The sequence below is a fragment of the Pseudochrobactrum kiredjianiae genome (genome assembly GCF_030362795.1).
In the GTDB taxonomy this organism is placed as follows: domain Bacteria; phylum Pseudomonadota; class Alphaproteobacteria; order Rhizobiales; family Rhizobiaceae; genus Pseudochrobactrum; species Pseudochrobactrum kiredjianiae.
In genome coordinates this window covers 127,390-150,607 of the sequence record NZ_JAUCBM010000004.1, presented here as the reverse complement: position 1 = coordinate 150,607, position 23,218 = coordinate 127,390, and the positions used below count along the sequence as shown (strand labels likewise).

20 protein-coding genes are annotated in these 23,218 nt (G+C 49.9%); 11 read left to right on the top strand and 9 right to left on the bottom strand.

The features are described from left to right. Window positions 1–234: 234 nt before the first annotated feature. Together pyrG and kdsA are read left to right on the top strand one after the other, a co-directional pair. Complete coding sequence (gene pyrG, locus QUF18_RS10150) at window positions 235–1,863, top strand: CTP synthase (RefSeq protein WP_289386943.1); 1,629 nt, start codon at window positions 235–237, stop codon at window positions 1,861–1,863. Between the two features lie 177 nt (window positions 1,864–2,040). Continuing rightward, window positions 2,041–2,883, top strand: a complete 843-nt coding sequence (gene kdsA, locus QUF18_RS10145) for a 3-deoxy-8-phosphooctulonate synthase (RefSeq protein WP_289386942.1) — start codon at window positions 2,041–2,043, stop codon at window positions 2,881–2,883. 53 nt (window positions 2,884–2,936) lie between these two features. Here kdsA and QUF18_RS10140 read toward each other — a convergent pair whose 3' ends face one another. Together QUF18_RS10140 and QUF18_RS10135 are read right to left on the bottom strand one after the other, a co-directional pair. Next, entirely contained in the window at window positions 2,937–5,258 is a 2,322-nt protein-coding gene (locus QUF18_RS10140; protein WP_289386940.1) for a TonB-dependent hemoglobin/transferrin/lactoferrin family receptor, read from the bottom strand. Window positions 5,259–5,394: 136 nt separating this feature from the next. Beyond that, on the bottom strand, window positions 5,395–5,832 hold the full coding sequence (locus tag QUF18_RS10135) for an Lrp/AsnC family transcriptional regulator (RefSeq protein WP_289386939.1): 438 nt from the start codon (window positions 5,830–5,832) through the stop codon (window positions 5,395–5,397). Window positions 5,833–6,004: 172 nt separating this feature from the next. Here QUF18_RS10135 and rocF point away from each other — a divergent pair, with 172 nt between their 5' ends. The 3 genes from rocF (at window position 6,005) to QUF18_RS10120 (ending at window position 8,857) form a co-directional block, all read left to right on the top strand. Next, window positions 6,005–6,928 (top strand): arginase, encoded by a 924-nt coding sequence (gene rocF / locus QUF18_RS10130; RefSeq protein WP_289386938.1) that lies wholly within the window; start codon window positions 6,005–6,007, stop codon window positions 6,926–6,928. A 199-nt stretch (window positions 6,929–7,127) separates the two neighbouring features. Then, on the top strand, window positions 7,128–8,198 hold the full coding sequence (gene ocd / locus QUF18_RS10125) for an ornithine cyclodeaminase (RefSeq protein ID WP_289386937.1): 1,071 nt from the start codon (window positions 7,128–7,130) through the stop codon (window positions 8,196–8,198). Between the two features lie 218 nt (window positions 8,199–8,416). Further along, complete coding sequence (locus QUF18_RS10120) at window positions 8,417–8,857, top strand: DUF1489 family protein (protein ID WP_289386936.1); 441 nt, start codon at window positions 8,417–8,419, stop codon at window positions 8,855–8,857. A 10-nt stretch (window positions 8,858–8,867) separates the two neighbouring features. Here QUF18_RS10120 and QUF18_RS10115 read toward each other — a convergent pair whose 3' ends face one another. Next, window positions 8,868–9,155 carry a hypothetical protein gene (locus QUF18_RS10115; RefSeq protein WP_289386935.1) on the bottom strand — a complete coding sequence of 96 codons (288 nt, stop codon included), beginning with the start codon at window positions 9,153–9,155 and terminating at the stop codon, window positions 8,868–8,870. Window positions 9,156–9,357: 202 nt separating this feature from the next. Next, on the bottom strand, window positions 9,358–10,950 hold the full coding sequence (locus QUF18_RS10110) for an SPOR domain-containing protein (protein WP_374806864.1): 1,593 nt from the start codon (window positions 10,948–10,950) through the stop codon (window positions 9,358–9,360). Between the two features lie 731 nt (window positions 10,951–11,681). Between QUF18_RS10110 and clpS the strand changes: the two genes are divergently transcribed. Together clpS and clpA are read left to right on the top strand one after the other, a co-directional pair. Then, window positions 11,682–12,032 (top strand): ATP-dependent Clp protease adapter ClpS, encoded by a 351-nt coding sequence (clpS, locus tag QUF18_RS10105; RefSeq protein WP_374806922.1) that lies wholly within the window; start codon window positions 11,682–11,684, stop codon window positions 12,030–12,032. Between the two features lie 6 nt (window positions 12,033–12,038). Continuing rightward, window positions 12,039–14,483 carry an ATP-dependent Clp protease ATP-binding subunit ClpA gene (gene clpA / locus QUF18_RS10100; protein ID WP_289386934.1) on the top strand — a complete coding sequence of 815 codons (2,445 nt, stop codon included), beginning with the start codon at window positions 12,039–12,041 and terminating at the stop codon, window positions 14,481–14,483. Between the two features lie 82 nt (window positions 14,484–14,565). Here the strand turns inward: clpA and scpC are convergent, their stop codons facing one another. Then, window positions 14,566–16,059 carry a succinyl-CoA:acetate CoA-transferase ScpC gene (scpC, locus tag QUF18_RS10095; RefSeq protein ID WP_289386933.1) on the bottom strand — a complete coding sequence of 498 codons (1,494 nt, stop codon included), beginning with the start codon at window positions 16,057–16,059 and terminating at the stop codon, window positions 14,566–14,568. 615 nt (window positions 16,060–16,674) lie between these two features. Between scpC and QUF18_RS10090 the strand changes: the two genes are divergently transcribed. Together QUF18_RS10090 and QUF18_RS10085 are read left to right on the top strand one after the other, a co-directional pair. Beyond that, on the top strand, window positions 16,675–17,331 hold the full coding sequence (locus QUF18_RS10090; protein WP_289387167.1) for an AzlC family ABC transporter permease: 657 nt from the start codon (window positions 16,675–16,677) through the stop codon (window positions 17,329–17,331). After that, the gene (locus QUF18_RS10085; RefSeq protein WP_289386932.1) at window positions 17,328–17,675 is read left to right on the top strand and encodes an AzlD domain-containing protein; all 348 of its coding nucleotides are present in this window, start codon (window positions 17,328–17,330) and stop codon (window positions 17,673–17,675) included. The genes QUF18_RS10090 and QUF18_RS10085 overlap by 4 nt, the downstream gene beginning before the upstream one ends. A gap of 45 nt (window positions 17,676–17,720) precedes the next feature. Here QUF18_RS10085 and QUF18_RS10080 read toward each other — a convergent pair whose 3' ends face one another. The 4 genes from QUF18_RS10080 to QUF18_RS10065 form a co-directional block, all read right to left on the bottom strand. Continuing rightward, a complete protein-coding gene (locus tag QUF18_RS10080) occupies window positions 17,721–18,143 on the bottom strand; it encodes an HIT family protein (RefSeq protein ID WP_289386931.1) in 423 nt (140 codons plus the stop codon). Between the two features lie 10 nt (window positions 18,144–18,153). After that, a complete protein-coding gene (locus tag QUF18_RS10075; protein ID WP_289386930.1) occupies window positions 18,154–19,380 on the bottom strand; it encodes a GNAT family N-acetyltransferase in 1,227 nt (408 codons plus the stop codon). Window positions 19,381–19,462: 82 nt separating this feature from the next. Then, window positions 19,463–20,203 (bottom strand): glycerophosphodiester phosphodiesterase, encoded by a 741-nt coding sequence (locus tag QUF18_RS10070; RefSeq protein ID WP_289386928.1) that lies wholly within the window; start codon window positions 20,201–20,203, stop codon window positions 19,463–19,465. Between the two features lie 2 nt (window positions 20,204–20,205). Next, window positions 20,206–20,673, bottom strand: a complete 468-nt coding sequence (locus QUF18_RS10065; protein WP_289386927.1) for a RidA family protein — start codon at window positions 20,671–20,673, stop codon at window positions 20,206–20,208. Between the two features lie 278 nt (window positions 20,674–20,951). Between QUF18_RS10065 and QUF18_RS10060 the strand changes: the two genes are divergently transcribed. Together QUF18_RS10060 and QUF18_RS10055 are read left to right on the top strand one after the other, a co-directional pair. Then, window positions 20,952–21,797: a cell envelope integrity EipB family protein gene (locus QUF18_RS10060; RefSeq protein WP_289386926.1), complete on the top strand. Its 846-nt coding sequence runs from the start codon at window positions 20,952–20,954 to the stop codon at window positions 21,795–21,797. 185 nt (window positions 21,798–21,982) lie between these two features. Then, window positions 21,983–23,083, top strand: a complete 1,101-nt coding sequence (locus QUF18_RS10055; RefSeq protein ID WP_289386925.1) for an alkene reductase — start codon at window positions 21,983–21,985, stop codon at window positions 23,081–23,083. Window positions 23,084–23,218: the final 135 nt, after the last annotated feature.

Here is a 23,218-nt window from a genome sequence, read left to right as displayed (position 1 = left end):
ATCTGTTTGGTCAGAGCTACGGATCAGAATTCTGTAGCGCGTTATCAACGCAAAGTTTGTAATGTCAGCACTGTTCGGAAAATTCCTTACGGTGATGTTGTTGCGTGAAAATTGGGTTTTGCCATAAAGTCCTTGATGGATTTTTACGGGTAAATGTTAAGAATAATGAAAAATCCGTTACAAATGCATTTTTTTGTGGCGGAATCAATCAGGAGAGTCTAACGACATAAGCCCATGGCGCGATATGTATTCATCACAGGCGGCGTGGTCTCTTCCCTCGGAAAAGGCATAGCTGCAGCAGCACTGGCGGCTCTTCTTCAAGCACGTGGTTACCGCGTGCGGATCAGAAAGCTCGACCCTTATCTCAACATTGATCCGGGCACGATGTCCCCTTACCAGCATGGTGAGGTGTTTGTGACCGATGACGGTGCGGAAACCGATCTTGACCTCGGTCATTATGAGCGTTTCACCGGTCGTTCTGCGACAAAGCAGGACAATATTACGACCGGCCGCATCTACCAGAACATCATCGAGAAAGAGCGCCGCGGCGACTATCTCGGTGCGACGGTTCAGGTTATTCCGCATGTAACGGATGAGATCAAAAACTTCATTACCGATGGTAATGAGGATTATGATTTCGTGCTTTGCGAAATCGGCGGCACAGTCGGCGATATCGAAGCAATGCCGTTTCTGGAAGCCATCCGTCAGCTCGGCAACGAATTGCCGCGCAACACAGCCGTTTATATTCACCTGACACTGATGCCGTATATTCCGGCAGCGGGTGAGCTGAAAACCAAACCGACACAGCATTCGGTGAAAGAACTGCGTTCTATCGGTATTGCACCGGATGTTCTGCTGATCCGTGCGGATCGTGAAATTCCGGAATCAGAGCGTAAGAAACTCTCCTTGTTCTGTAATGTCCGCCCATCGGCGGTTATTCAGGCGCTGGATGTGCAGTCGATTTATGATGTGCCGATGGCTTATCATAAAGAGGGGCTGGATTCAGAAGTTCTGGCAGCATTCGGTATTGAACCGGCACCGCTGCCACAGATGGAGCGTTGGGAAGAGATTGCCAACCGTATCCATAATCCTGAAGGCGAAGTGACCATTGCGGTTGTCGGTAAGTATACCGGCCTCAAGGAAGCTTATAAATCGCTGATCGAAGCGCTGACGCATGGTGGCATTGCCAACCGCGTGAAGGTCAATCTTGACTGGATCGAAGCAGAAGTCTTTGAGAGCGAAGATGCAGCACCTTACCTCGAAAAAGTACACGGCATTCTGGTGCCGGGTGGCTTTGGCGAGCGTGGTGCGGAAGGCAAGATTCTCGCGGCTAAATTTGCCCGTGAGCGTAAGGTTCCTTACTTTGGTATCTGCTTTGGTATGCAGATGGCTTGTATTGAAGCAGCGCGTAATCTTGCTGGTATCAAAGATGCGACTTCATCCGAGTTCGGTCCTGCGAAGGAACCGGTTGTTGGTTTGATGACAGAATGGCTCAAAGGCAATATGCTGGAGAAACGTTCCGCATCAGGCGATCTCGGCGGTACAATGCGTCTTGGTTCTTATGAATCCATTCTCAAGAGTGGCACCCGTATTGCTGATATTTACGGCACAACGGATATTCATGAGCGTCATCGTCACCGCTATGAAGTTAATATCGATTATATGGATCAGCTCCAAAAAGCCGGTCTGACATTCTCCGGTCTGTCACCTGACGGTGTTCTGCCAGAGACGATCGAATATGCTGACCATCCTTGGTTTATTGGTGTGCAGTATCATCCGGAGCTTAAATCGCGTCCGTTTGAACCGCATCCGTTGTTCGCTTCCTTCATTGAGGCGGCAATGAACCAGAGCCGTCTGGTCTGACCAATGCAACGGGCACTTTAACAGTGCCCGTTTTGCTTTTGTCCCAAAAGACTGGATATTGCGAATGCTAATATCCATATGCTGAGAATGTGACTGCTCTGCAGTTTTCTGCGCAGACTATTTGCGTGATTATTTATTCTGAAAAGTCAGACTACTTTTCAAATTTGAGGAACAGAGATGACTGCCAATTCTGTTATTGAGATCAAGGCGCCGTCAGGCAATGTCGTATTTTCCAACAAGGGCGCTTTGTCGATCATTGCAGGCCCATGCCAGATGGAAAGCCGTGAACACGCTTATGAAATGGCTGGTTCCTTGAAGGAAATGACAGATAAGCTCGGTATCGGACTGGTTTATAAGTCGAGCTTTGATAAAGCCAATCGTACGTCGCTGAAAGGTCAGCGTGGTATTGGTCTTGAAAAGGCTCTGGAAGTTTTTGCTGATCTCAAAAAAGACTTCGGCTTCCCGGTACTGACCGATGTGCATACTGAAGAACAATGTGCAGTTGTCGGTGAAGTTGTTGATGTGCTGCAGATTCCAGCATTCCTGTGCCGTCAGACCGATCTTCTGATCGCAGCAGCCAATACTGGTCGTGTGGTCAATGTCAAAAAAGGCCAGTTCCTCGCACCTTGGGACATGAAGAATGTCATGGCTAAAGTGATTGAAAGCGGCAATCCGAATGTGATTCTGACTGAACGCGGCGCATCCTTTGGTTATAATACACTCGTGTCCGATATGCGTTCGCTGCCGATTATGGCTGGTATGGGCGCTCCTGTGATTTTTGATGCTACCCACTCAGTTCAGCAGCCGGGCGGGCAGGGCGAAACCAGTGGTGGTCAGCGTGAGTTTGTTGAAACACTGGCGCGCGCAGCTGTAGCGGTTGGTGTGGCTGGTGTGTTCATTGAAACCCATCAGGATCCGGATAATGCACCATCGGATGGTCCGAATATGGTTGCAATTAAGGATATGCCACGTCTGCTCGAAACACTGATGGCTTTTGACCGGTTGGCAAAGTCTCTCTGATTTCTAAATTAACTTAATAAAAAGCCCCGTATTTTGCGGGGCTTTTTTTTGTTTTAAAACTGTCGGCTGAGGCTGACTTTAAAGTTTCGGCCAGGCATCGCTGTAATGCCATCGCTGAGATATGGTTCATACTTTTTGTCGAAAATATTATCGAGACCGATATCTAATTTGGTATCTTTCATCATACCGCTTTGCGGTGCCCATGTCAGAAACAGATCATGGATACCATAGCCGGCACTTTCAGGACGGGCATATTCGCCACCATTCTGATTGTGCGGGGTTTTGGATTGTCGGGCGACAAATGTACCTGTCCAGCCCAGTGTCAGCTCATAATCCGGTACTTTCCAGCCCAGTGTTGTAACTAATGTCGCCGGTGCTAGATCTTTGAGATAAGTGTCGTAGCCATAGATGTTATTCAGAGCTCCATGACGACTGCCATACATGGTGGAGAAAGCTACATCGGCAAACATAGTGGTTGTATCGTAATGCGCTGAAAGCTCGATGCCTGTGGAATAATAGGATGGTAGGTTCCAGTAAGTATCACCATCGCCTTTCTTTTCCGGAGCATTCTTGGAGCCAAAACGTCTGTTAATCGGATTGGTGACATGGTTGTAATAGGCCGTTGCGCGTATCTTTAGCTGATCGTCACTCATGAAAAGCTGATCGTGAATGGTTTCCACACCGATCTGAAAGTTATTATTACGTTCAACTTCGAGGCCGCGGCTGGTACGTGGCAGACTACTGCTGGCGCTTTGTGTCGAATAAAGCTCATCAATATTCGGCATGCGCATAGCATAAGCCCAGTCGGCAAACAGACGCAGATTTGAGTTTGCATCATAAGTCATGCTCAAACCCGGTGTCAGGCCGTCGTGACTCACTGCGCTGTAATCATGACCAATTGCAGGATTATTATAGGTCTTTGCAGCGTTAGGCTTACCTGTGGAGCGAACATAATCGTAGCGCAGACCTGGAATAATCGTCAGTTGATCAGTCAGCGCAATTTTATCGATAACGAAAGCACTGAAAGTTTCCTGCTTGCCTTCAGGCATATTATACGGAGCAAAGTAGCCATAATTATAATTGGCATTGTCTTTATAGCTATCGGCATACATGACAATGTCACGATTGTGCTTCTGCAACTGAAGGCCGTAATTCAGGCTGTGATTAAATCCGCCGAGCGTGAAATTAGATGTGTTTTCGGCCTCAATACGCAAGTCAGAATATTTGGATTCATTCCATTTTCCGCCGAGTGAAGCACTTGTGCTAACACCATCCGGACGTTCCGCAAACATCGATGTATAAGCATAGCTGACCATCAGGCGTGTATTAACCAGATCACTGTCGCCGCTGAACTTATGTTCAATGGATGAACTGAAATCCTTCAGATCGCGCCAGGCAAGGCGCCGACGGATAGCTTCATAATAACCGTATTTTTTAACGTCACTGCCGATTGGTTCCACCTGACCACGGATCGCCGCAGGCGGGCCCCAGTTCTGACTCGTGCCGTAGCTTGCAGTTGCTTTCAGTTCATGACCGTCAGCACTGGCACTTCCTTTGGTAGAAAACGAGGTAAGCTTGCTGTCGGAGAAATTATAGCGCTCGCCGCCGCCAATGCGCATGTCATCGGTTTTACGCCATGTTACCGCGGCAAGGCCATCAAAGGTAATGCCACTATAATCAGTGCGACCATAAACTGCACCGCTTTGCACCCAGCCTTTATTGGCTGTCTGATAAGCGGTTTTAGACCAGAGTCCCCAGTTCTCACCATCGCGTAGCATATCGGCTGCATCTTTGGTTTCCATTTTAATGGTACCGCCAAAGCCGCCATTGCCGTATTTGACAGAAGTCGCGCCTTTTTCAATTTCGACACTTTTGAGCAGTTCCGGCTCAATGAAAACGGTGCCCTGATCGTAGCGTTCAAAATTCTTTTGTGCGCCGTCCATAATGATACGTACGTCTGTTTGACGGGCGAAACCGCGAATAGCGATACTCTGCCCCTGAATGCGCACACCGCCGAGCATTGTAACCCCCGGTGTATTCTTCACCAGTTCCGGCAGGCTGGATGCCTGCACACGATCAATCGTCTCACGATTGATCGTCACAACATTGGGCGCATCCGTGCCATAGCTACCAGTACCAATTGCACCTGCGCTAACCGTGATTGTGTTGAGCTGCACTGTGCTGGCGGAAGCATCCGCTTGTTGTTTAGTGGTTGTTTTTTGCTTCTGCGGAGATTGAGCAATCGCATCAGTGCTGAAATTCAGTAGGGCGGCAGTGCTTAAAACGGTGCTTGTAAGAAATAAAACTGTAAATTTTTGCATGCAGAAAAACGTGCGTGCACCGGTGGCTGAACCACCAGCAGCATAAGCGGACATAAGCGCAACTCCTTGGGAGGATGTGTTGTTCAGGCTTTATTAACGAATGAGCCCGCCATAATGTATTTGTTGCGCTTTGCATATATGTTTTGTCTAAACAAGACAGTTTTTGTCCTGTTTAGGTTGAATTATCTGTTCATAGGCGCGCTTTGGTGCTGCGCGGGGTCGCCAAAAGCAGATTGGTTTCGCTGTTGGTAATGCCCGGAACCAGACGCACTCGGCGCAATACGCTGTCAAAATCACTCAGTGTATCGGCGTTGATTTCAGCAATCAGATCCCAGCGGCCATTGGTGGTGTGAATTTCCGAAATCTCTGAAAAGCCACCCAGTGCTTTTACCACGCGCTCTGTCACATGACCTTCAATCGCGATCATCATAATACCGCGAACAGCCTGTTCGACTGTGTCTGCACGCAGGATAACCGTATAGCCGAGAATATGGCCGTCTTTTTCCAGACGCTCCAGACGGGCGCGGGCGGTTGCGCGGGAAACACCGGCGTCGAGCGCCAAATCGGAGATGCTGCGGCGGGCATTATGACGGAGCAGGGTGATGAGTTTCTGGTCGAGTTCGTCCACGGTCTTACCATTTTGTTTATTTAACTGACCATTCTGATAAAGCATCTGTGGACATTTGCCAATCTTCTCTGTCCACTCTGCCAATGATTCATGGTTTTATACGGGAAAATCACAGGCCGGATTGCGCTTGAGCGGTCGGTTTGTGAATAAATGAGAGTCGTGAGGAACATATATGCATTGTAAGCTGATTGGTGCACCCGTGCAGGACGGAACCGGACGCATGGGTTGTGAAATGGGGCCGAGCGCTTTTCGCGCCGCCGGATTATCTCAGGCTCTGGAAGAACTGGGTCATACTGTTACTGATCTCGGCAATGTCGAGCCGGCACCGAAACGTGCGCTGACTCATTACAATCCGGCTCTGAAGAACCTTTCTGAAATTGTGGCATGGATTGAGGCGCTGGATAAAGCTGCCTATGATTCCAGTGTTGACGGCTTCCCGATTTTCCTCGGCGGCGACCATGCTTTGGCAGCCGGTACTGTGTGCGGTTTGAGCCGTCGCGCCAAAGAACTGGGACGTCCGCTTTTTGTGCTGTGGCTTGATGCTCATACGGATTTCCACACACTGGAAACCACTGCCAGCGGTAATCTCCACGGCACGCCTGTGGCCTATTACACCGGTCAAAAGGGCTTTGAAGGCACTTTCCCTGAAGTGCTGGCACCGGTTGATCCGGCCAATGTCTGCATGATTGGTATTCGCTCTGTCGATCCGGCAGAACGCGCTGCGATCAGCAAAACCGAAGTCACAGTCAACGACATGCGCATGATTGATGAGCATGGCGTTGTCGCGCTGCTGAACCGCTTTCTCAAGCGTGTAAAAGAAGCCAATGGCCTGCTGCATGTCAGCCTTGATGTTGATTTCCTTGATCCGAATATTGCACCGGCAGTTGGTACAACTGTGCCGGGTGGTGCGACTTTCCGCGAAGCGCATCTGATTATGGAAATGCTCCATGACAGTGAGCTGGTAACGAGTTTTGAAGCTGTAGAGCTTAATCCGTTCCTCGATGAACGTGGCCGTACGGCCTTTCTGATGGTCGATCTTATCGCCAGCCTGATGGGGCGCAGTGTGATGGATCGTCCGACACGCAGCTTCGCATAGAGCTGAAAGTTTCAAAAACAGAGCGCCCGCAAGCCAGAAGGTAAGCAGGCGCTCTTTCTTGGTTTAAAAAGCAGTTTCAAAATGTGTGGTAACCGGTTTACTACTGAGATTGCGCCATTCAACAAGCAGAGCATTTCCCTGACAGGAAAAAAGACTGCTCTGATACAGGTTCCGGCAGTGACCGGAGGGAGAAAACCTGATGCGTGACAGAACAACTTTGAATCTCGTACCATTTGTCAGTGTTGACCACATGATGAAACTGGTTTTGAAAATCGGTATTGAAGAGTTTCTCAAAGAACTCTGCACCTATGTGGAAGAAGATTTTCTGCGCTGGGAAAAATTCGATAAAACCCCGCGTGTTGCCTCGCACTCCCATGACGGTGTGATCGAGTTGATGCCGACCAGTGACGGTACGCTCTATGGCTTTAAATATGTCAACGGCCATCCGAAGAATATGAAAGACGGTCTGCAGACTGTTGCTGCATTCGGCATGCTCTCCGATGTGGATACCGGTTATCCGGTTCTGCTGACAGAAATGACCATTCTGACGGCTCTGCGTACGGCTGCAACTTCGGCTGTTGTTGCCAAATATTTGGCTCCGGAAAATGCGCAGACCATGGCGATTATCGGCAATGGCGCACAGTCCGAGTTTCAGGCACTCGCATTCAAAGCACTGCTCGGTGTTAAGTCGCTCCGTCTTTATGATATCGACGCGACTGCAACTGAGAAATGCAAGCAGAACCTCGCTGGGTTCGGTTTTGAAATCGTAACATGTACCAGTGCAGAAGATGCCGCACAGGGCGCGCAGATCATCACCACTGTGACTGCCGACAAGCAGAATGCTACAATCCTGACCGACAATATGATTGGCAGCGGCATTCACATTAACGGCGTTGGCGGTGATTGCCCGGGCAAGACAGAAATGCATAAAGACATTCTGCTGCGCTCAGATATCTTTGTTGAATATCCGCCGCAGACACGCATTGAAGGTGAAATCCAGCAGCTTGATGCTGATCATCCGGTTATTGAAATGTGGCAGGTGATGAATGGTACTGTTCCGGGTCGTCGTGACCAGAACCAAATCACATTGTTTGACTCGGTTGGTTTCGCGACTGAGGATTTCTCGGCACTGCGTTATGTGCATGACAAACTGAAATCGACCGGCCTGTTTGAAAATCTTGATCTGCTGGCAGATCCGGATGAACCGCGCGATCTGTTCGGTATGCTGCTGCGTTGCGAGAAGAAACTCGCAGGCGAAGCTGCTGCATAATTGACGAGAATATTAGAGCGCCGTGTGCCATACTTGGCACACAAAGGTCGCTCTAACACTTTAAAGTTAGAGCATAATTTTTCCTTGAACTGATTCAAGTTTAAGGAATTATGCACTAAAAAAACGGGCAGGGTCATTCCTGCCCGTTTTTATTTGTACCCCGCTGATATGGGCTTGTAATACTGGACATCACGAAAACAACGGAGTAATTGCCGGTCATGGCTCTGCATCTTGTAAAACTCTGTGTGGGATGTGATTCCCTTGAAGATCTGGCAGCGTGGATTGATTTCCGCCTTGAGGAATGCCGTGCAAACGGTGTTGTGCCGGAACAGTTTCATACAACGCGAATGGTGCCTAAGCGCCAGGCTGAATTGCTTGAAGGCGGTTCACTCTATTGGGTGATTAAGGGCAATATTCAGGCGCGCCAGCGTTTGCTGGAAGTGCGTACATTTACTGGTGAGGACGGGATTGGCCGTTGTCATCTGGTGCTCGAGCCCAAAGTGATTCCGACTATCTGGCAGCCACGCAGGGCGTTTCAGGGCTGGCGTTATATTGTGGACGAAGAAGTGCCGCAGGATGACAGAGCAGGTGCCGGCGGCGGTATGCAGGCTTTGTCTGTGGAGCTGCGCCGCGAACTGGCGGCGCTGGGTCTTATTTAAGTAATCGTTTTTAGCGCAGTTTAATACGGATTGCTGTGCGTCCGTTAACATTGCTTGTCGCAATGCGCAGAGAAGCTTCCGGCAGGCTGATGCGACGGCTGCGCTGTGCATTGCAGACCAGCAGGCCAACAAATTCACGGGTATTCAGCGAGGCGCCGTCTGCACGAAGATCTGCAAGACGGGCAGCGGCACTGCGCAAAGCATGCACACTGAGCAAAGTAGTTTTGCCCGATTTTTGGTGGTCGGATTCAACCGGATCAACATTCGTGAAACCGAACAGGTTGAGCATATTCGACATTGTAAACCCTTTACACAATACTCATTGGGTTTGCAGATGGTCTGCCAGACTGACTATTCGGTTAAACACACAACCGGATAATCTCGGATATTACACTGTGACAGAGCATGACCGGTTACTTCCGGAATATTACACAATGCTCTGGCACTTTTTCTCTTGCGTAACCGCGATACAATTTACGGCTACGCTTTTATCACACGCCTTAACGCGCGATTGCATAGCAGCTGAATTTTTTCTTTTTGAGGGCATCACAGGCATCCCATGCAGCAGTTTTGGTCTCAAAGCCGACAAAACGTGCGCGATAGAATGTGTTGCTACCTTTGTTAAATGTTTCAGTCATAGGCGAGGTGGCGCGCAAAGAGCTGCCTGCCTGCTGAGCTGCTTTATTCAGCATTTCCTGCGCCTGATTTTCGCTCGGCAGGGAACCAATCTGGATAGCCCATGCACCGGAAACATCACTTGCAGCAGCCATGGCAACAGCGGTTTGAGCAGGCTGTGGCTGACGAGTGTTTTCCTGCGGAACTGCGATTGGCTCATTACGAACCGCTGCAACAGGTTTAGGAGCAAGACCCATACGCGCCGCAGCTGTATTTGCTGATGCAGTCGTGACCGGATCAACATTTGGAATTGCCGCTTTAGGTGTCGGAATTGCCACCAGCTGAGTAGAAGCCGGAACATTCGGGCGTGGTGTTGGTGATGCCAGTGCCAGCATTTCAGGCTGTTGAGCCGGAACTGGTGGTTGACGGGAAATAACCGCGCTGATGGCATCCTGAGCGCTGCCGGTTGAGCCTGAAGCATCTGCAACAAGTACCGGCTGATCTGCGCGTTCAGCTGGAATTGGCACTGCGCGCGGCAAAGGAGATGGAGCCGAAGCCACAACAGGTGCAGCAGGTGCATCGTTACGAGCCATCAGCAACGCATCACTGCCGCGACGGGAAGGAACTGCATTTGGCAGATGCGTCTGAATGAGACGTGTCATTGTGGCATCGCGGGAAGCGCCGCTGCTGCCGCCCATAACAACCGCAATAATACGGCGACCATCACGATTAACAGAAGTCACCAGATTATAACCGGAAGCATTCACATAGCCGGTTTTAATGCCGTCTACCCCTTCAATGCGGCCGAGCAGACGGTTGTGACCATTGATGGTCTTACCGCGGAACTGGAAGCTGGTGCGGCCGAAATAACCGTAATATTGCGGGTAGTGCTGGCGAAGGGCAATGCCAAGAATAGCCATATCACGAGCGGTGGTCTGCTGGTTCGGATTAGGCAGACCCGAAGCATTGCGGAATGTTGTCGAGCGCATGCCGAGACGACGGGCTTTCGCTGTCATCATCTGTGCAAAGCGTTGTTCTGAACCACCGAGATATTCACCAAGCGCCGCTGCCGCATCATTCGCAGAGCGGGTAATCAGTGCCATAATGGCGTCCTCCACCGTAATGGTCTGGCCTGCAGCCACACCGATTTTTGTCGGCGGACGGGACGATGCATATTGGGAGAACGGAATTTTTGAGTTTTTATTGATGCGTCCGGCCTGCATGGCCTCAAACACCATATAAAGCGTCATCATCTTGGTAAGTGATGCAGGAAAGCGTTTGGCATCGGCGCTTTCAGCAAACAATGTCTTACCGGTATTGGCATCAATCACAATTGCGGCATGACGTGAAGGATTCTTCGCCGCCTGCGCTGCATCGGTTACGATGGTAAGAGATAAGGCGCCGACCATTGTTACAGTTAACAATGAACGGGCCGCAATCTTGATGCCGGATGCGGCGTGACGGAACGCATGATACACGGTGACTTACCTACCTGGACTGCCAATTTTCAGGTGTGGCGCAAAGGACACGCCACGAACATTTCCGTGATCATATTGCCAACAGCCTTACCAATCCGTTTATAGACGGGGAAATCATGATGTTTTTTTGATTTTTATGACGCTTTTTTTCGGTGTGACCGGTTGAGATGTACTAATTGTGCTGTCAATGTCGTGTTAAGTGCCTGCTAATAAATGAAAAATTTCTGAGCTTTATTTTTCTGTTGAGCGTGGATAAAATATTCTTTTGTGAATTATTTTGCTCTGAAAATCGTATTTATCTGTTTGAAACGGCTATTTTGTCCTGAAACTGTTAATAACTGAAGTTATGGGACGGGTGGTGAAAAGCTAAGTATAAGCCGCCTGTTTGGATGCCAGGCTGTGGCGGGGCGTTGTGAACAGGTAAAATCTGCATGTTGGTACGGTTTTTCATGAGGCACTGATTCCATACACTGTGTTTGCGAAAAACTTTTCTCAACAGATGTGTTTCATGCTGGTTTTTTCCGGCAGGCGGGGTACTCTAAAAAGAAATGAGGACATGTCAGGCTTTGTATTGTGCGGGGCTTAACATCGCCGCGTTTCAACCTACATAATAGGTCTACGATGCATGGCTTTACGGTCATGCAGGGTGACTTCAGAAAATACAGATACGATCAGGACGGATATAGTCAGTAATGAATGCGGCACACCGTTTAAAACAGGCTTCGCTTTCTATGCAGGGTAAGCCTGTTATGCAGGGAAATGATGAAGACGATCAGAAAGGCCCTGGTAATGGTACAGCTGTTATTACGCGGACAAAAACCCGCTTAAAACGGCCGAGCCTCTACAGGGTATTGCTGCTGAATGATGATTATACGCCTATGGATTTCGTGATTCATGTGCTGGAACGTTTTTTCCAGAAGAACCGTGATGAAGCGACACGCATTATGCTGCATGTTCATAATCACGGGGTCGGTGAATGTGGTATCTTTACGTATGAAGTTGCCGAAACCAAAGTGACGCAGGTGATGGATTTCGCCCGTCAACATCAGCATCCGCTGCAATGCGTGATGGAGAAAAAGTGAGGTACCATGCCAACATTCTCCCAAAGCCTTGAAAAAGCACTTCATCAGGCGCTGACAATCGCCAATGAACGTCATCATGAATATGCTACGCTTGAGCATCTTCTGTTGGCGCTGATTGACGACCGTGACGCCGGTGCGGTTATGCGTGCCTGCAATGTCGATATCGTGCAGCTTAAAAAGACAGTGACTGAGTATATCGACCGCGAACTGGATAATCTGGTGACCGGTTATGATGAAGATTCCAAGCCGACAGCCGCTTTCCAGCGGGTGATTCAGCGCTCGGTGATTCATGTGCAGTCGTCAAATCGTGATGAAGTGACCGGTGCAAATGTACTGGTAGCGATCTTTGCCGAGCGGGAAAGCCATGCGGCCTATTTCCTGCAAGAACAGCAGATGACCCGCTATGATGCTGTCAATTATATTTCGCACGGTATTTCCAAGCGCTCGGGTGTCAGTGATGATCTGACGCCGGATAAAGTGCATGATCAGGAAGAGGCTGCACAGCCTGAGAATGAAGAAAGCAGCAAGAAGAAAATTGATGCGCTGACCGCCTATTGCGTCAACCTCAATGAAAAAGCCAAAGCCGGTAAGATTGATCGTCTGGTTGGCCGTGAAAGCGAAGTTAACCGCACCATTCAGGTTCTGTGCCGCCGTTCCAAGAATAATCCGCTTTATGTGGGTGATCCGGGCGTGGGTAAAACCGCGATTGCCGAAGGTTTGGCCAAGCGCATTGTTGACGGCGATGTACCGGAAGTCTTGCTGAACGATACGATCTTCTCGCTGGATATGGGCAGCCTGCTGGCAGGTACCCGTTATCGCGGTGACTTTGAAGAACGCCTGAAACAGGTTGTTAAAGAGCTGGAAGATTATCCGGGCGCGGTGCTGTTCATTGATGAAATCCATACAGTCATCGGTGCAGGTGCGACCTCCGGCGGTTCGATGGATGCGTCCAATCTGCTGAAGCCTGCTTTGTCTTCCGGTCAGATTCGCTGCATTGGATCGACAACCTATAAAGAGTTCCGTCAGTTCTTTGAGAAGGACAGGGCGCTTGTGCGTCGTTTCCAGAAAATTGATGTACCAGAGCCAACCATTCCGGACGCCATTGAGATCATGCGCGGTCTGAAGCCTTATTTTGAAGACTTCCACAAGGTGAAGTTCTCAAATGATGCATTGACTGCGGCTGTGGAACTCTCTGCCCGTTATATCACTGATCGTAAATTGCCGGACAAGGCGATTGACGTGATTGATGAGAGTGGTGCAGCGCAAATGCTGGTGCCGGAAGCCAAGCGCAAAAAGGTTATCGGTATCAAAGAGATCGAAGCGACCGTTGCCACGATGGCACGTATCCCGCCGAAGACTGTTTCCAAGGATGATGAGCAAGTGCTTGCCAGTTTGGAAAAAGATCTCAAGCGCGTGGTCTATGGTCAGGAACTGGCGATTGAATCGCTCAGCTCTGCGATCAAACTGGCACGTGCGGGGCTGCGTGAGCCGGATAAGCCGATTGGCTCTTATCTGTTCTCTGGTCCTACCGGCGTGGGTAAAACGGAAGTTGCCAAGCAGCTTGCCAGCACATTGGGCGTGCAACTGCTGCGCTTTGATATGTCTGAATATATGGAGCGCCATACTGTATCGCGTCTGATCGGTGCCCCTCCGGGCTATGTCGGCTTTGAACAGGGTGGTCTGCTGACTGATGGCGTTGATCAGCATCCGCATTGCGTGCTGCTGCTGGACGAAATCGAGAAGGCGCATCCTGATCTGTTCAATATTCTGTTGCAGGTTATGGATCATGGTCGTCTGACCGATCACAATGGCAAGCAGATTGATTTCCGCAATGTCATTCTGATTATGACCACCAATGCCGGTGCGGCAGATCTGGCAAAAGCTGCGATTGGCTTCGGCTCATCCCGCCGTGAAGGCGACGATATGGAAGCGATCAACCGCCTGTTTACGCCGGAATTTCGTAACCGTCTGGATGCGATTATCCCGTTTGGTGCGTTGCCTGTACCGGTTATTCATAAAGTGGTGCAGAAATTTATCATGCAGCTGGAAGCCCAGTTGGCTGATCGCAACGTCACCTTTGAACTGGATAAGAAGGCAATCAACTGGCTGGCCGATAAAGGCTATGATGAACGCATGGGTGCGCGCCCACTGGGTCGCGTTATTCAGGAATATATCAAGAAGCCTTTGGCGGACGAATTGCTGTTCGGTAAGCTGAAAAACGGCGGCACTGTTAAGGTGACAACCGGTGAGAAAGCTGACGGCAAGATTGGTCTGGTGCTGGATGTGGTGAAAGCCAAGCCGGTTAAACCACAGAAAGAACAGCCGGAAGAAGAACTGGTTGTAAAGCTGGAGAAAAAGCCTGCAAAGGCTGAGGCTGTCGCCGAAACAGGTACAGCAGAGCCAAAGCGCAAATCGGCATCCGTGCCGAAAGTGCCACGCTCTAAAGAGTAAGGCTGATTTGCTAAAACAAAAAAAGAAAAGCGCCCGTTGATCGGGCGCTTTTTTGTTAGTAGGCAGATAAATAAAAAGCCGGTCAGCTCTTTAACATGGTGCCGGTTTTTTCTTTCAGAGCATACCACGAGATCGCTTCTTCAAGAATATGCGGGGTCTGCCCGCCACGCTCACAAGCACGGGCAAAATAATCGCGCAATTGCGGGCGGTAATCCGGATGTGCACAATTTTCGATAATCACAGAAGCACGTTCTCGTGGAGCAAGGCCACGCAGGTCGGCAAGGCCATGCTCTGTCACCAGAATATCAACATCATGTTCCGTATGGTCAACATGCGGCACCATCGGCACAACCGAGGAAATCGCACCGTTTTTGGCAACCGATTTTGTCACGAAAATTGACAAATAGGCGTTGCGGGCAAAGTCACCGGAACCGCCGATACCGTTCATCATATGGGTACCGGCCACATGGGTGGAGTTCACATTGCCGTAAATGTCGAATTCCAGTGCGGTATTGATACCAATAATGCCAAGACGGCGGATAACTTCCGGATGGTTGCTGATTTCCTGCGGGCGCAGGATCAGCTTATCTTTATAGCGCTCGAAATTGCCGAACACACGCTCACCGCAAGCCTGACTGAGCGTGATCGACGAAGCCGAAGCAAAGCTGAGTTTGCCTGCATCCATCAGATCAAATGTACTGTCCTGCAAGACTTCGCTATACATCCGCAAGCCGCTGAACGGGCTGTCGACAAGGCCTGTCAGTACCGCATTGGCAATGGTGCCGATACCGGCCTGCAGAGGATTGAGCGACAGATCAAGACGGCCTTTTTCCACTTCACTCTCAAGGAAATGCGTCAGGTGCGAGGCGATGGCAGAGGTTTCACTGTCGGCAGGCTCAATCAATGACGCGCTGTCAGACTGCTCCGTGATAACGATAGCTGCAATTTTCTCGGGCGGAATCGGAATATATGGCGTGCCGATGCGGCTTTCACAGGAAACGACCGGAATTGGATCGCGGGACGGGCGCTTGGTTGGAATATAGACATCATGCAGCCCTTCCAGCGAAAGTCGGTGGCTGAGATTGATCTCCACAATCACTTTTTTCGCCAGAATGGCAAAGCTTGCCGAGTTGCCGATGGATGTTGTCGGAATCACACCGCCGTCTTCATTAATAGCAATGGCTTCAACAATCGCATAATCAACCGGCCCGATCTGATTGGAGCGCAATTGCTCAACAGTTTCAGAAAGATGCTGGTCGATAAACATCACTTCGCCGCGATTGATGGCGGCACGCAAGGTACGGTCAACCTGAAATGGCATACGGCGGGCAAGCACACCGGCTTCGGTGAGAATCTTATCGACATCATGGCCGAGTGATGCGCCGGTGAGCAGTGTGATCTTAAATGGTGCTGTTTTAGCCTGCTCAGCCATCGCAAGCGGCACGGCCTTGGCATCACCGGCACGGGTAAAACCGCTCATGCCGATTGTCATCCCGTCTTTGATCAGGGCAGCTGCCTCAGCGGGCGTTACAACTTTATCTTGAAGGGAGGAATTGCGGATACGATCTTCTAGCATGGGAAACCTATATTCGAAGGATCTCTGAATGGGAGGGTTCAGAGGTAAGCAGTTTCAGGAAAGTGGAAGCCGATTTTCCGCTCGAAACTGCGCTAAACAAAGAATTCGTGGCGTTTTATATTATAGAAATAAAAGCCTCTCTGATCGCATATACATATGCTGTTAATACGCAGTGTTAGCGTAAGGGCAGAAGTGAAGGTTGACCTAAACGTAAACTGCTCTGAATAAAGGATTTATCCTGTAGCAGAGTGTTTTGCCAGCCCTGACTTTGATGTGGTCATTCTGTCGCGATATATAGCCGAATTGTCTTGAATAGAACAGGTCGTCCGGGCTTTCCTGTTCCGAGTTTATGCCGGTTACGAATGACCGGTTTGTACAGCATTGCCAAGGCAAAAACTGGTGATTAACAATAGTGCTTACAAAAGCGTCATCATATGTAAGTTAAGCCTTATGCCAGATCATCAGTTGCCGGTAGGCCAGTCAGTACCGCGTGTTCAGACCGCGGATAATAATGCTGATACATATAGCGGAGATGTCGTCTCAACACTTTCAGAGCGTGTGCAGTGGTTTGGCCGTGGCTCGAAGAATATTTTCAGCATACCGGCACTGTTGCTGATCAGCTCCTTTATCGGCTTTTCCGGTCTGGCGATTGAGAGCGGTATCAGCATGGGGCAGGCGGTGTTTATGACACTGACCATCTGGGCTTTGCCTGCCAAAGTGGTGCTGATAGGCGCGATTTCTGCCGGTAGTTCAATGGCCGCTGCGGCATTGGCTGTGGCGCTGTCCTCTGTGCGTCTGATGCCTATGGTTGTGGCCCTGTTACCGGAGTTGAAAGGCCCGCGTTCCCGCAAAATTACCTTGCTGTTTCTCTCGCACTTTGTGGCGGTGACCGCATGGGTCATGGCGATGGAGCAGTTGCGCCATATTCCGCGCGATCTGCGCACCAGCTATTTCGCCGGTATTGGTGTGACCTTGGTGCTGACCAACGCCTGTGTGGTGGCGCTGATTTATATGCTGTCTGCCAATTTTCCACCGTTGTTATTTGCTGCACTTTTCATGCTCACGCCGATGTATTTTCTCACATCATTGTGGCGCTCATCGCGTGAGCAGGCAGGCAAAGCGGCTTTGCTGAGCGGACTGGTTATCTTTCCGGTCATGCACACAATCGCACCGGGTTATGATCTGCTGCTCACCGGTCTGACCGGTGGTGCAGTCGCCTTCGGGTTTCATCTCTATGTTCAAAATTTATGCAGAAAAGAGGCTCAATCATGAATTGGCTGAGCTTTGATACATGGTGGTGGCCGTATTTATTCATCTTAATCGCGGGTGCATTGGCGACGGATATCTGGCGCTTTCTGGGTGTGCTGGTCGGCGGTAAAATGCGCGAGGATTCGCAAGCGCTGGTGCTGGTGCGCTGTGTGGCGACGGCCTTGGTGGCGGGGGTGATTGCCCAGCTCATTCTCTACCCAACTGGTGAGTTGGCGAATTCACCAATGTGGCTGAGGGCAGGTTCTGCGGTGCTTGGCTTTGTCGCTTTTCTGTTGGCGGGGCAGCGCATTCTGGTCGGCGTTCTCACTGGTGAAGCATTGCTTCTGACAGGGCTACTCCTCCTGTGAATCTCTGCGCATAGTCATGATGCGCAGAGAGATAATTCTTGTAAATTAAAGGCTTGCGATAATTTTCTGACAATTCTCAGCAAGAACAGCCTGATCTTCCATCTTGCCGGTATGACCTGTTAGTTCCACGCCTTCAAAGCGCGGAATAACGTGGAAATGCAGGTGGAATACAGTCTGTCCGGCAGCCGGTTCATTGAACTGCATGATGGTAACGCCATCGGCTGCAAAAGCCTTCTTCACTGCAACAGCAAGTTTCTGCGTAGCAGTAATCAGCTTGGCCAATACGGCGCTGTCAGCATCGAGAAGATTGCGTGAACCCTGTTTCGGGATCACAAGGCTGTGACCTTTGCCCTGCGGCATCACATCCATAAATGCATAGACATCATCATCTTCATAAATCTTATGACTCGGAATTTCACCGCGCAGGATTTTTGCGAAAATATTGTCGCTGGCATAAGGCGTGGTCATAAAATGCTCCCTAATCCGTTTGATGGAATTTGCGGAACGGACTGTGTTCCGCATAATAGCTGTTGTTCATGTCGACTTCGCTGATCTCGCGGCGCAGATATTGCGCCACGGCATCACGAAAAGCAGGGTGGCTGATATAATGGGCAGAATGGGTTGTCACAGGCTCATAGCCGCGCGCCAGTTTGTGTTCGCCTTGCGCGCCAGCTTCCACCACTGATAATTTATGCGCAATCGCATAATCAATGGCCTGATGATAGCAAACTTCAAAATGCAAAAACGGGTGATCTTCGATACAGCCCCAATGTCGGCCAAACAGCCGGTCGCCACCGATGAAGTTGATCGCACCGGCAATATAGCGACCATCACGCTTGGCCATAATCAGCACAATATCATCGCCCATACGCTGGCCGATCAGCGAGTAGAACTCACGGTTGAGATATGGACGTCCCCATTTGCGGCTGCCGGTATCCATATAAAAAGCGAAAAACTGATCCCAGATATCTTCTGTCAGGTCTTTTCCGGTCAACCAGTCAATGGAAATACCATTGCTCAAAGCCTCACGACGTTCGCGTTTTAATGCTTTGCGTTTGCGGGAAATAAGTTCTTCCAGAAAATCATTATAATCCTGAAAGCCGTTGTTTTTGAAATGGAACTGCTGGTCTTTACGATGCAGGAATCCGGCTTCAATCAGCGCCTGAATATCCGCTGTTTCCGCAAAAGTAACATGCGCTGATGATAGCTGGTTGTGATCGGTGAATTGGGCAATTGCGCCGCTCAGCAATGCGCGTTGTGCAGCAGGTAAATCCGTTGTCAGAAGACGCGCACCAGTCGCCGGAGTGAAAGGGATACCCAGTTGCAGCTTGGGGTAATATTGCCCGCCTGCGCGTTCGAAAGCTTCAGCCCAGCCGTGATCAAAAACATATTCACCCTGACTATGGGATTTCAGGTAGGCAGGTGCTGCGGCGAGCAATCGTCCTTGTTGCGTCTCCAGACGCAAATGGCACGGCAACCAGCCGGTCTCTTCGCTCACGCAGCCGGAATCCTCCAGCGCGGAAAGATAGGCATAGGACAAAAACGGATTGTAGGATTTATTGATTTGCAGATTGTCGTCATCGGATAGGGATGCGGTCTGTTTTCCGGTTTCGGCAAAGAGTGCCCATTCATCAGGGCTGAAGCTCTGCATCGAACTGACGTTACGCAAAATAATGCCGGTTTCTTCCTCTGCGTCTTTATGCATAGCAATCAACCATTTCCACTGTTCCGGTCACATCTGATTTATACCGGCGCATATTAATATGCGCCGGTAAGATATTGTTATATCAGGCAATCGCGCTATCCGGTACAAAGCCTTCAAATGTAATCTGCTGTGCATGCAAATCGCTCATGGCTTTTTCTTCGGTACTACGTATTGTCCATGTAATGACAGGACGGCTGAGCACTTGCTGATAAAAGCTGATGAACGGATTTGGCAGATGGTGGAAGCTGTAAGATACAAAATCCACATCATAAGCGAGCATGGCAAAGTGCTTTTCCATATCGGCTGCACTTGTGCCTTCTGCTGTCAAACCGGCAGGCACACCCGGTGCATCGCTGCGGAAGAGACGGATCAGGTGATGGTCGAACGACATAATTGCCGCTTCACCCTGATAGGTCTTCAGCTCTTTGGCAACGGCGGCAACCAGACCTTCGTCCTGACCTTCAATGCCTTTGAGCTCAATCACCAATGGCACTTGCCCATCAACCAGATCAAGCATCTGGCGAAGCGACGGCGGATGATCTTGTGTCGTACCAATAGTCAGGGCCTGAGCTTCAGCCTGTGTCAGGTCGCAGATGCGACCTTCACGACCGGCAAGACGGTTCAGTACATCATCATGAAACACGATGACTTCGCCGTCTTTGGTCAGGTGCACATCACATTCAATAGCGTAATTGCCTGCAATCGCTGCACTAAAGGCCGGAAGAGTGTTCTCCCAGACCTTTTTGTTCATATCGTGCAACCCGCGATGGGCAATCGGCCGGCGGGTAAGCCACTTCAGTTCATCGCGATGTGTTGCGCTCATAATCAGGCAACCTCGATGATAGCTTCGATTTCGACCGGTGCATTCAGCGGCAGGCCAGCCATGCCAACAGCGGAGCGGGCGTGTTTGCCTGCATCACCGAGAACGTCGATGAACAGCTGGGAGCCGCCATTAGCAACAACATGCTGATCTGTGAAATCAACGACAGACGCAACAAATACAGTGATTTTGACAATGCGTACGATACGGGAAAGATCGCCGCCCAGCGCTGCTTTTGCCTGTGCCAGCACATTAATAGCGCAATGTTTTGCAGCGTCCTGTGCCTGCTCAATGGTCAGGTCGCGACCAACCAGACCACTGGAAACGAGCTTACCTTCACTCAAAGGCAGCTGGCCGGAAGTGAACAGCAAATTGCCGCTTTGAATAAAAGGCAGATAGGCTGCAGCAGGCGCTGCGGATTCTGGAATGGTGATGCCGAGATCTTTGAGGCGGGTTTCAATGGTCGATGTCATGGCGCTCTTTCCGGTTTTAATTCACCATCGCTTATTGATACGTGATGAGTCATTCAGTCATTTCGATGCGATCTTGAGACCGCAGGAATTCTTTAACAGTTTGCACTTCATTCTGCATGTCCATTGTTGCGGTCGCTTATGTAAAATAGATGGCGCGCATTTCACAAAAATGAATACGAAACTGATAGAATCAGTGGAGCATAGCAAAAGCTGTGATTTTTGCCTCGCTTCCGCCATGAGTTATTTTAACATGGCGATAAATTTATCGGAGAATCTATATGCGTTTTTTGCAGGCCCCCATTTTGCAGGCTATTGTGTTCGGATCTGGTTTTGTTTTACCCGCAGTACTGAGCACGGCCGCTTTTGCGGGAAGTACGCTGCTGCCGCATCGCGCAGTTTACGATCTGACACTGGAGCGCGCTGATGAGAAATCGGGCATTGCCGGTGTAACCGGGCGCATGGTGTATGAGTTTAATGGCTCATCCTGCGAGGGATTTACGACGAATTTTCGTTTTGTAACGCGTATTGATATGGAAGGTCAGGATCAGCGGATGACTGATCAGCAGACCACAACATTTGAATCCGGTGATGGCAACCGCTTCCGCTTCGTCAACAAGACCTTTGTTGATAAAGAGCTGGTTAAAGAAGTGCGGGGTAATGCAGCGCTGAACAAAAAGCAGATGGATGTGGCGCTGACCAAGCCTGAAAAGCAGGATTTGAAACTGGTGCTGTCGCAATTCCCGACCCGTCATATGGAAGAACTGCTGAGCCGTGCTGAAAAAGGCGATACTTTTTATCAGACCTCAATTTTTGACGGTTCGGATGAAGCCAATAAAGTGATGGCGACAACCGCTGTTATCGGCAAGGGGCAGGTGCTGCCTGCGGATAATGAAACTAAAATCATGGGTGATGTTGCCAAGCAGGAAAGCTGGCCGGTGACCGTCGCTTATTTTGACGATGAAGATAATGACGAGGGGCTGCCGGTTTATCGCGTGAACTTCAAGCTTTATCGCAATGGTGTGACCCGTGATCTTAATATGGATTACGGTGATTTTTCCATGAAAGGCACATTGGTCAATCTGGAAATGTTCAAACCAGCCGCAGACGGTGCTTCCTGCGAATAATCCGGCGCAGTTTATAGATTTCGATCAGAAGGCGGCATTTTCGGAAACGGATTTGTCGCTTTTTTTATTTTATTGAACTGCCGTACCTTGTATTATGTAGTCCTGACTATAAATATCTTTGTGATTGAGATTAATCCAAAGGCGCTACGGCGCTACGGATAATTTTTCCAAACGAAGGTATTATAATGTCTGAACTTTTCTCCTCTTATAACCTCAGCGGCCTGCATCTTAAAAATCGTGTGGTGATGGCACCTATGACGCGTGCGCGTGCTGTTGATACCGTACCTGATAGCAATACGGCATTATATTATGGTCAACGTGCCGGAGCCGGTCTGATTGTCTCCGAGGGAACGCCCATTTCTGATGAGGGGCGTGGCTATCTCTATACGCCCGGTGCTTATTCCGTTGAGCAGGTGGCGGGGTGGAAAAAAGTAACGGATGCCGTCCATGCGCAAGGTGGTAAAATTTTCTCGCAAATTTGGCACGTAGGGCGTGTTTCCCACGTTTCTGTGCAAAGAGATGGCATTGCTCCTGTTGCACCGGTAGCTGTAATTGCAAAAGATTCAAATGTCTTCGCGCTTGATGAAAGTGGTGTGCCGGGATTGGTCGCGCCCAGCGCTCCGCGTGCACTGAATACTGACGAAATAAACCGTATTACCCAAGAATTTGCTGATGCGGCCGATAACGCGGTCAAAGCCGGTTTTGATGGTGTCGAAATTCATGGTGCAAACGGCTATCTGATTGAGCAGTTTATCAATGCAGGTCTCAATAAGCGTGAAGATGCCTATGGCGGCGCAACAATTGCTGGGCGTATTCGTTTTGCACTCGAAGTTGTTGATGCTGTCGTTGCACGTATCGGTTCTGCGCGTGTTGGTATCCGCCTCACACCATTCAGCCGTCTGTTTGATCTTCATGCTTTTGATGGTGAAAAAGAAACATGGCTGGCGCTTGCGGCTGAATTATCTTCCCGTAATCTGGCCTATATTCATATAGGTAACGCTGGCAGTCTTCTGGCGACAGAAGAAGGGTACAGCTTCCTCAAGGAATTCCGTGAGGTTTATCAGGGGACATTGATTTTCGCCGGTGGTTATAGGCAGGAAACTGCTGAACGTGTTCTGGATGAAGGTCTGACGGATCTGGTCGCCTTCGGAAGACCATATATTGCAAATCCTGATCTGGCCGAGCGTATGCAGCACGGTTGGCCGCTGGCTGATCCTGATTACACAACCTTCTATGGCGGTGCGCAAAAAGGCTATACTGATTATCCTGCCTATAAGGCTGTTTGATAACGGATTAGTTTCAGGGGTGTTTCCGTTATGGGGCAGGTGTTCCGGCGGGAGCTTCCCTGTGCTATAGTCAGACATGCGGTCTTCTATCTGATGATGAGGGCGTTGATCCGGCTTTAAATGGTTTTTGAGCCG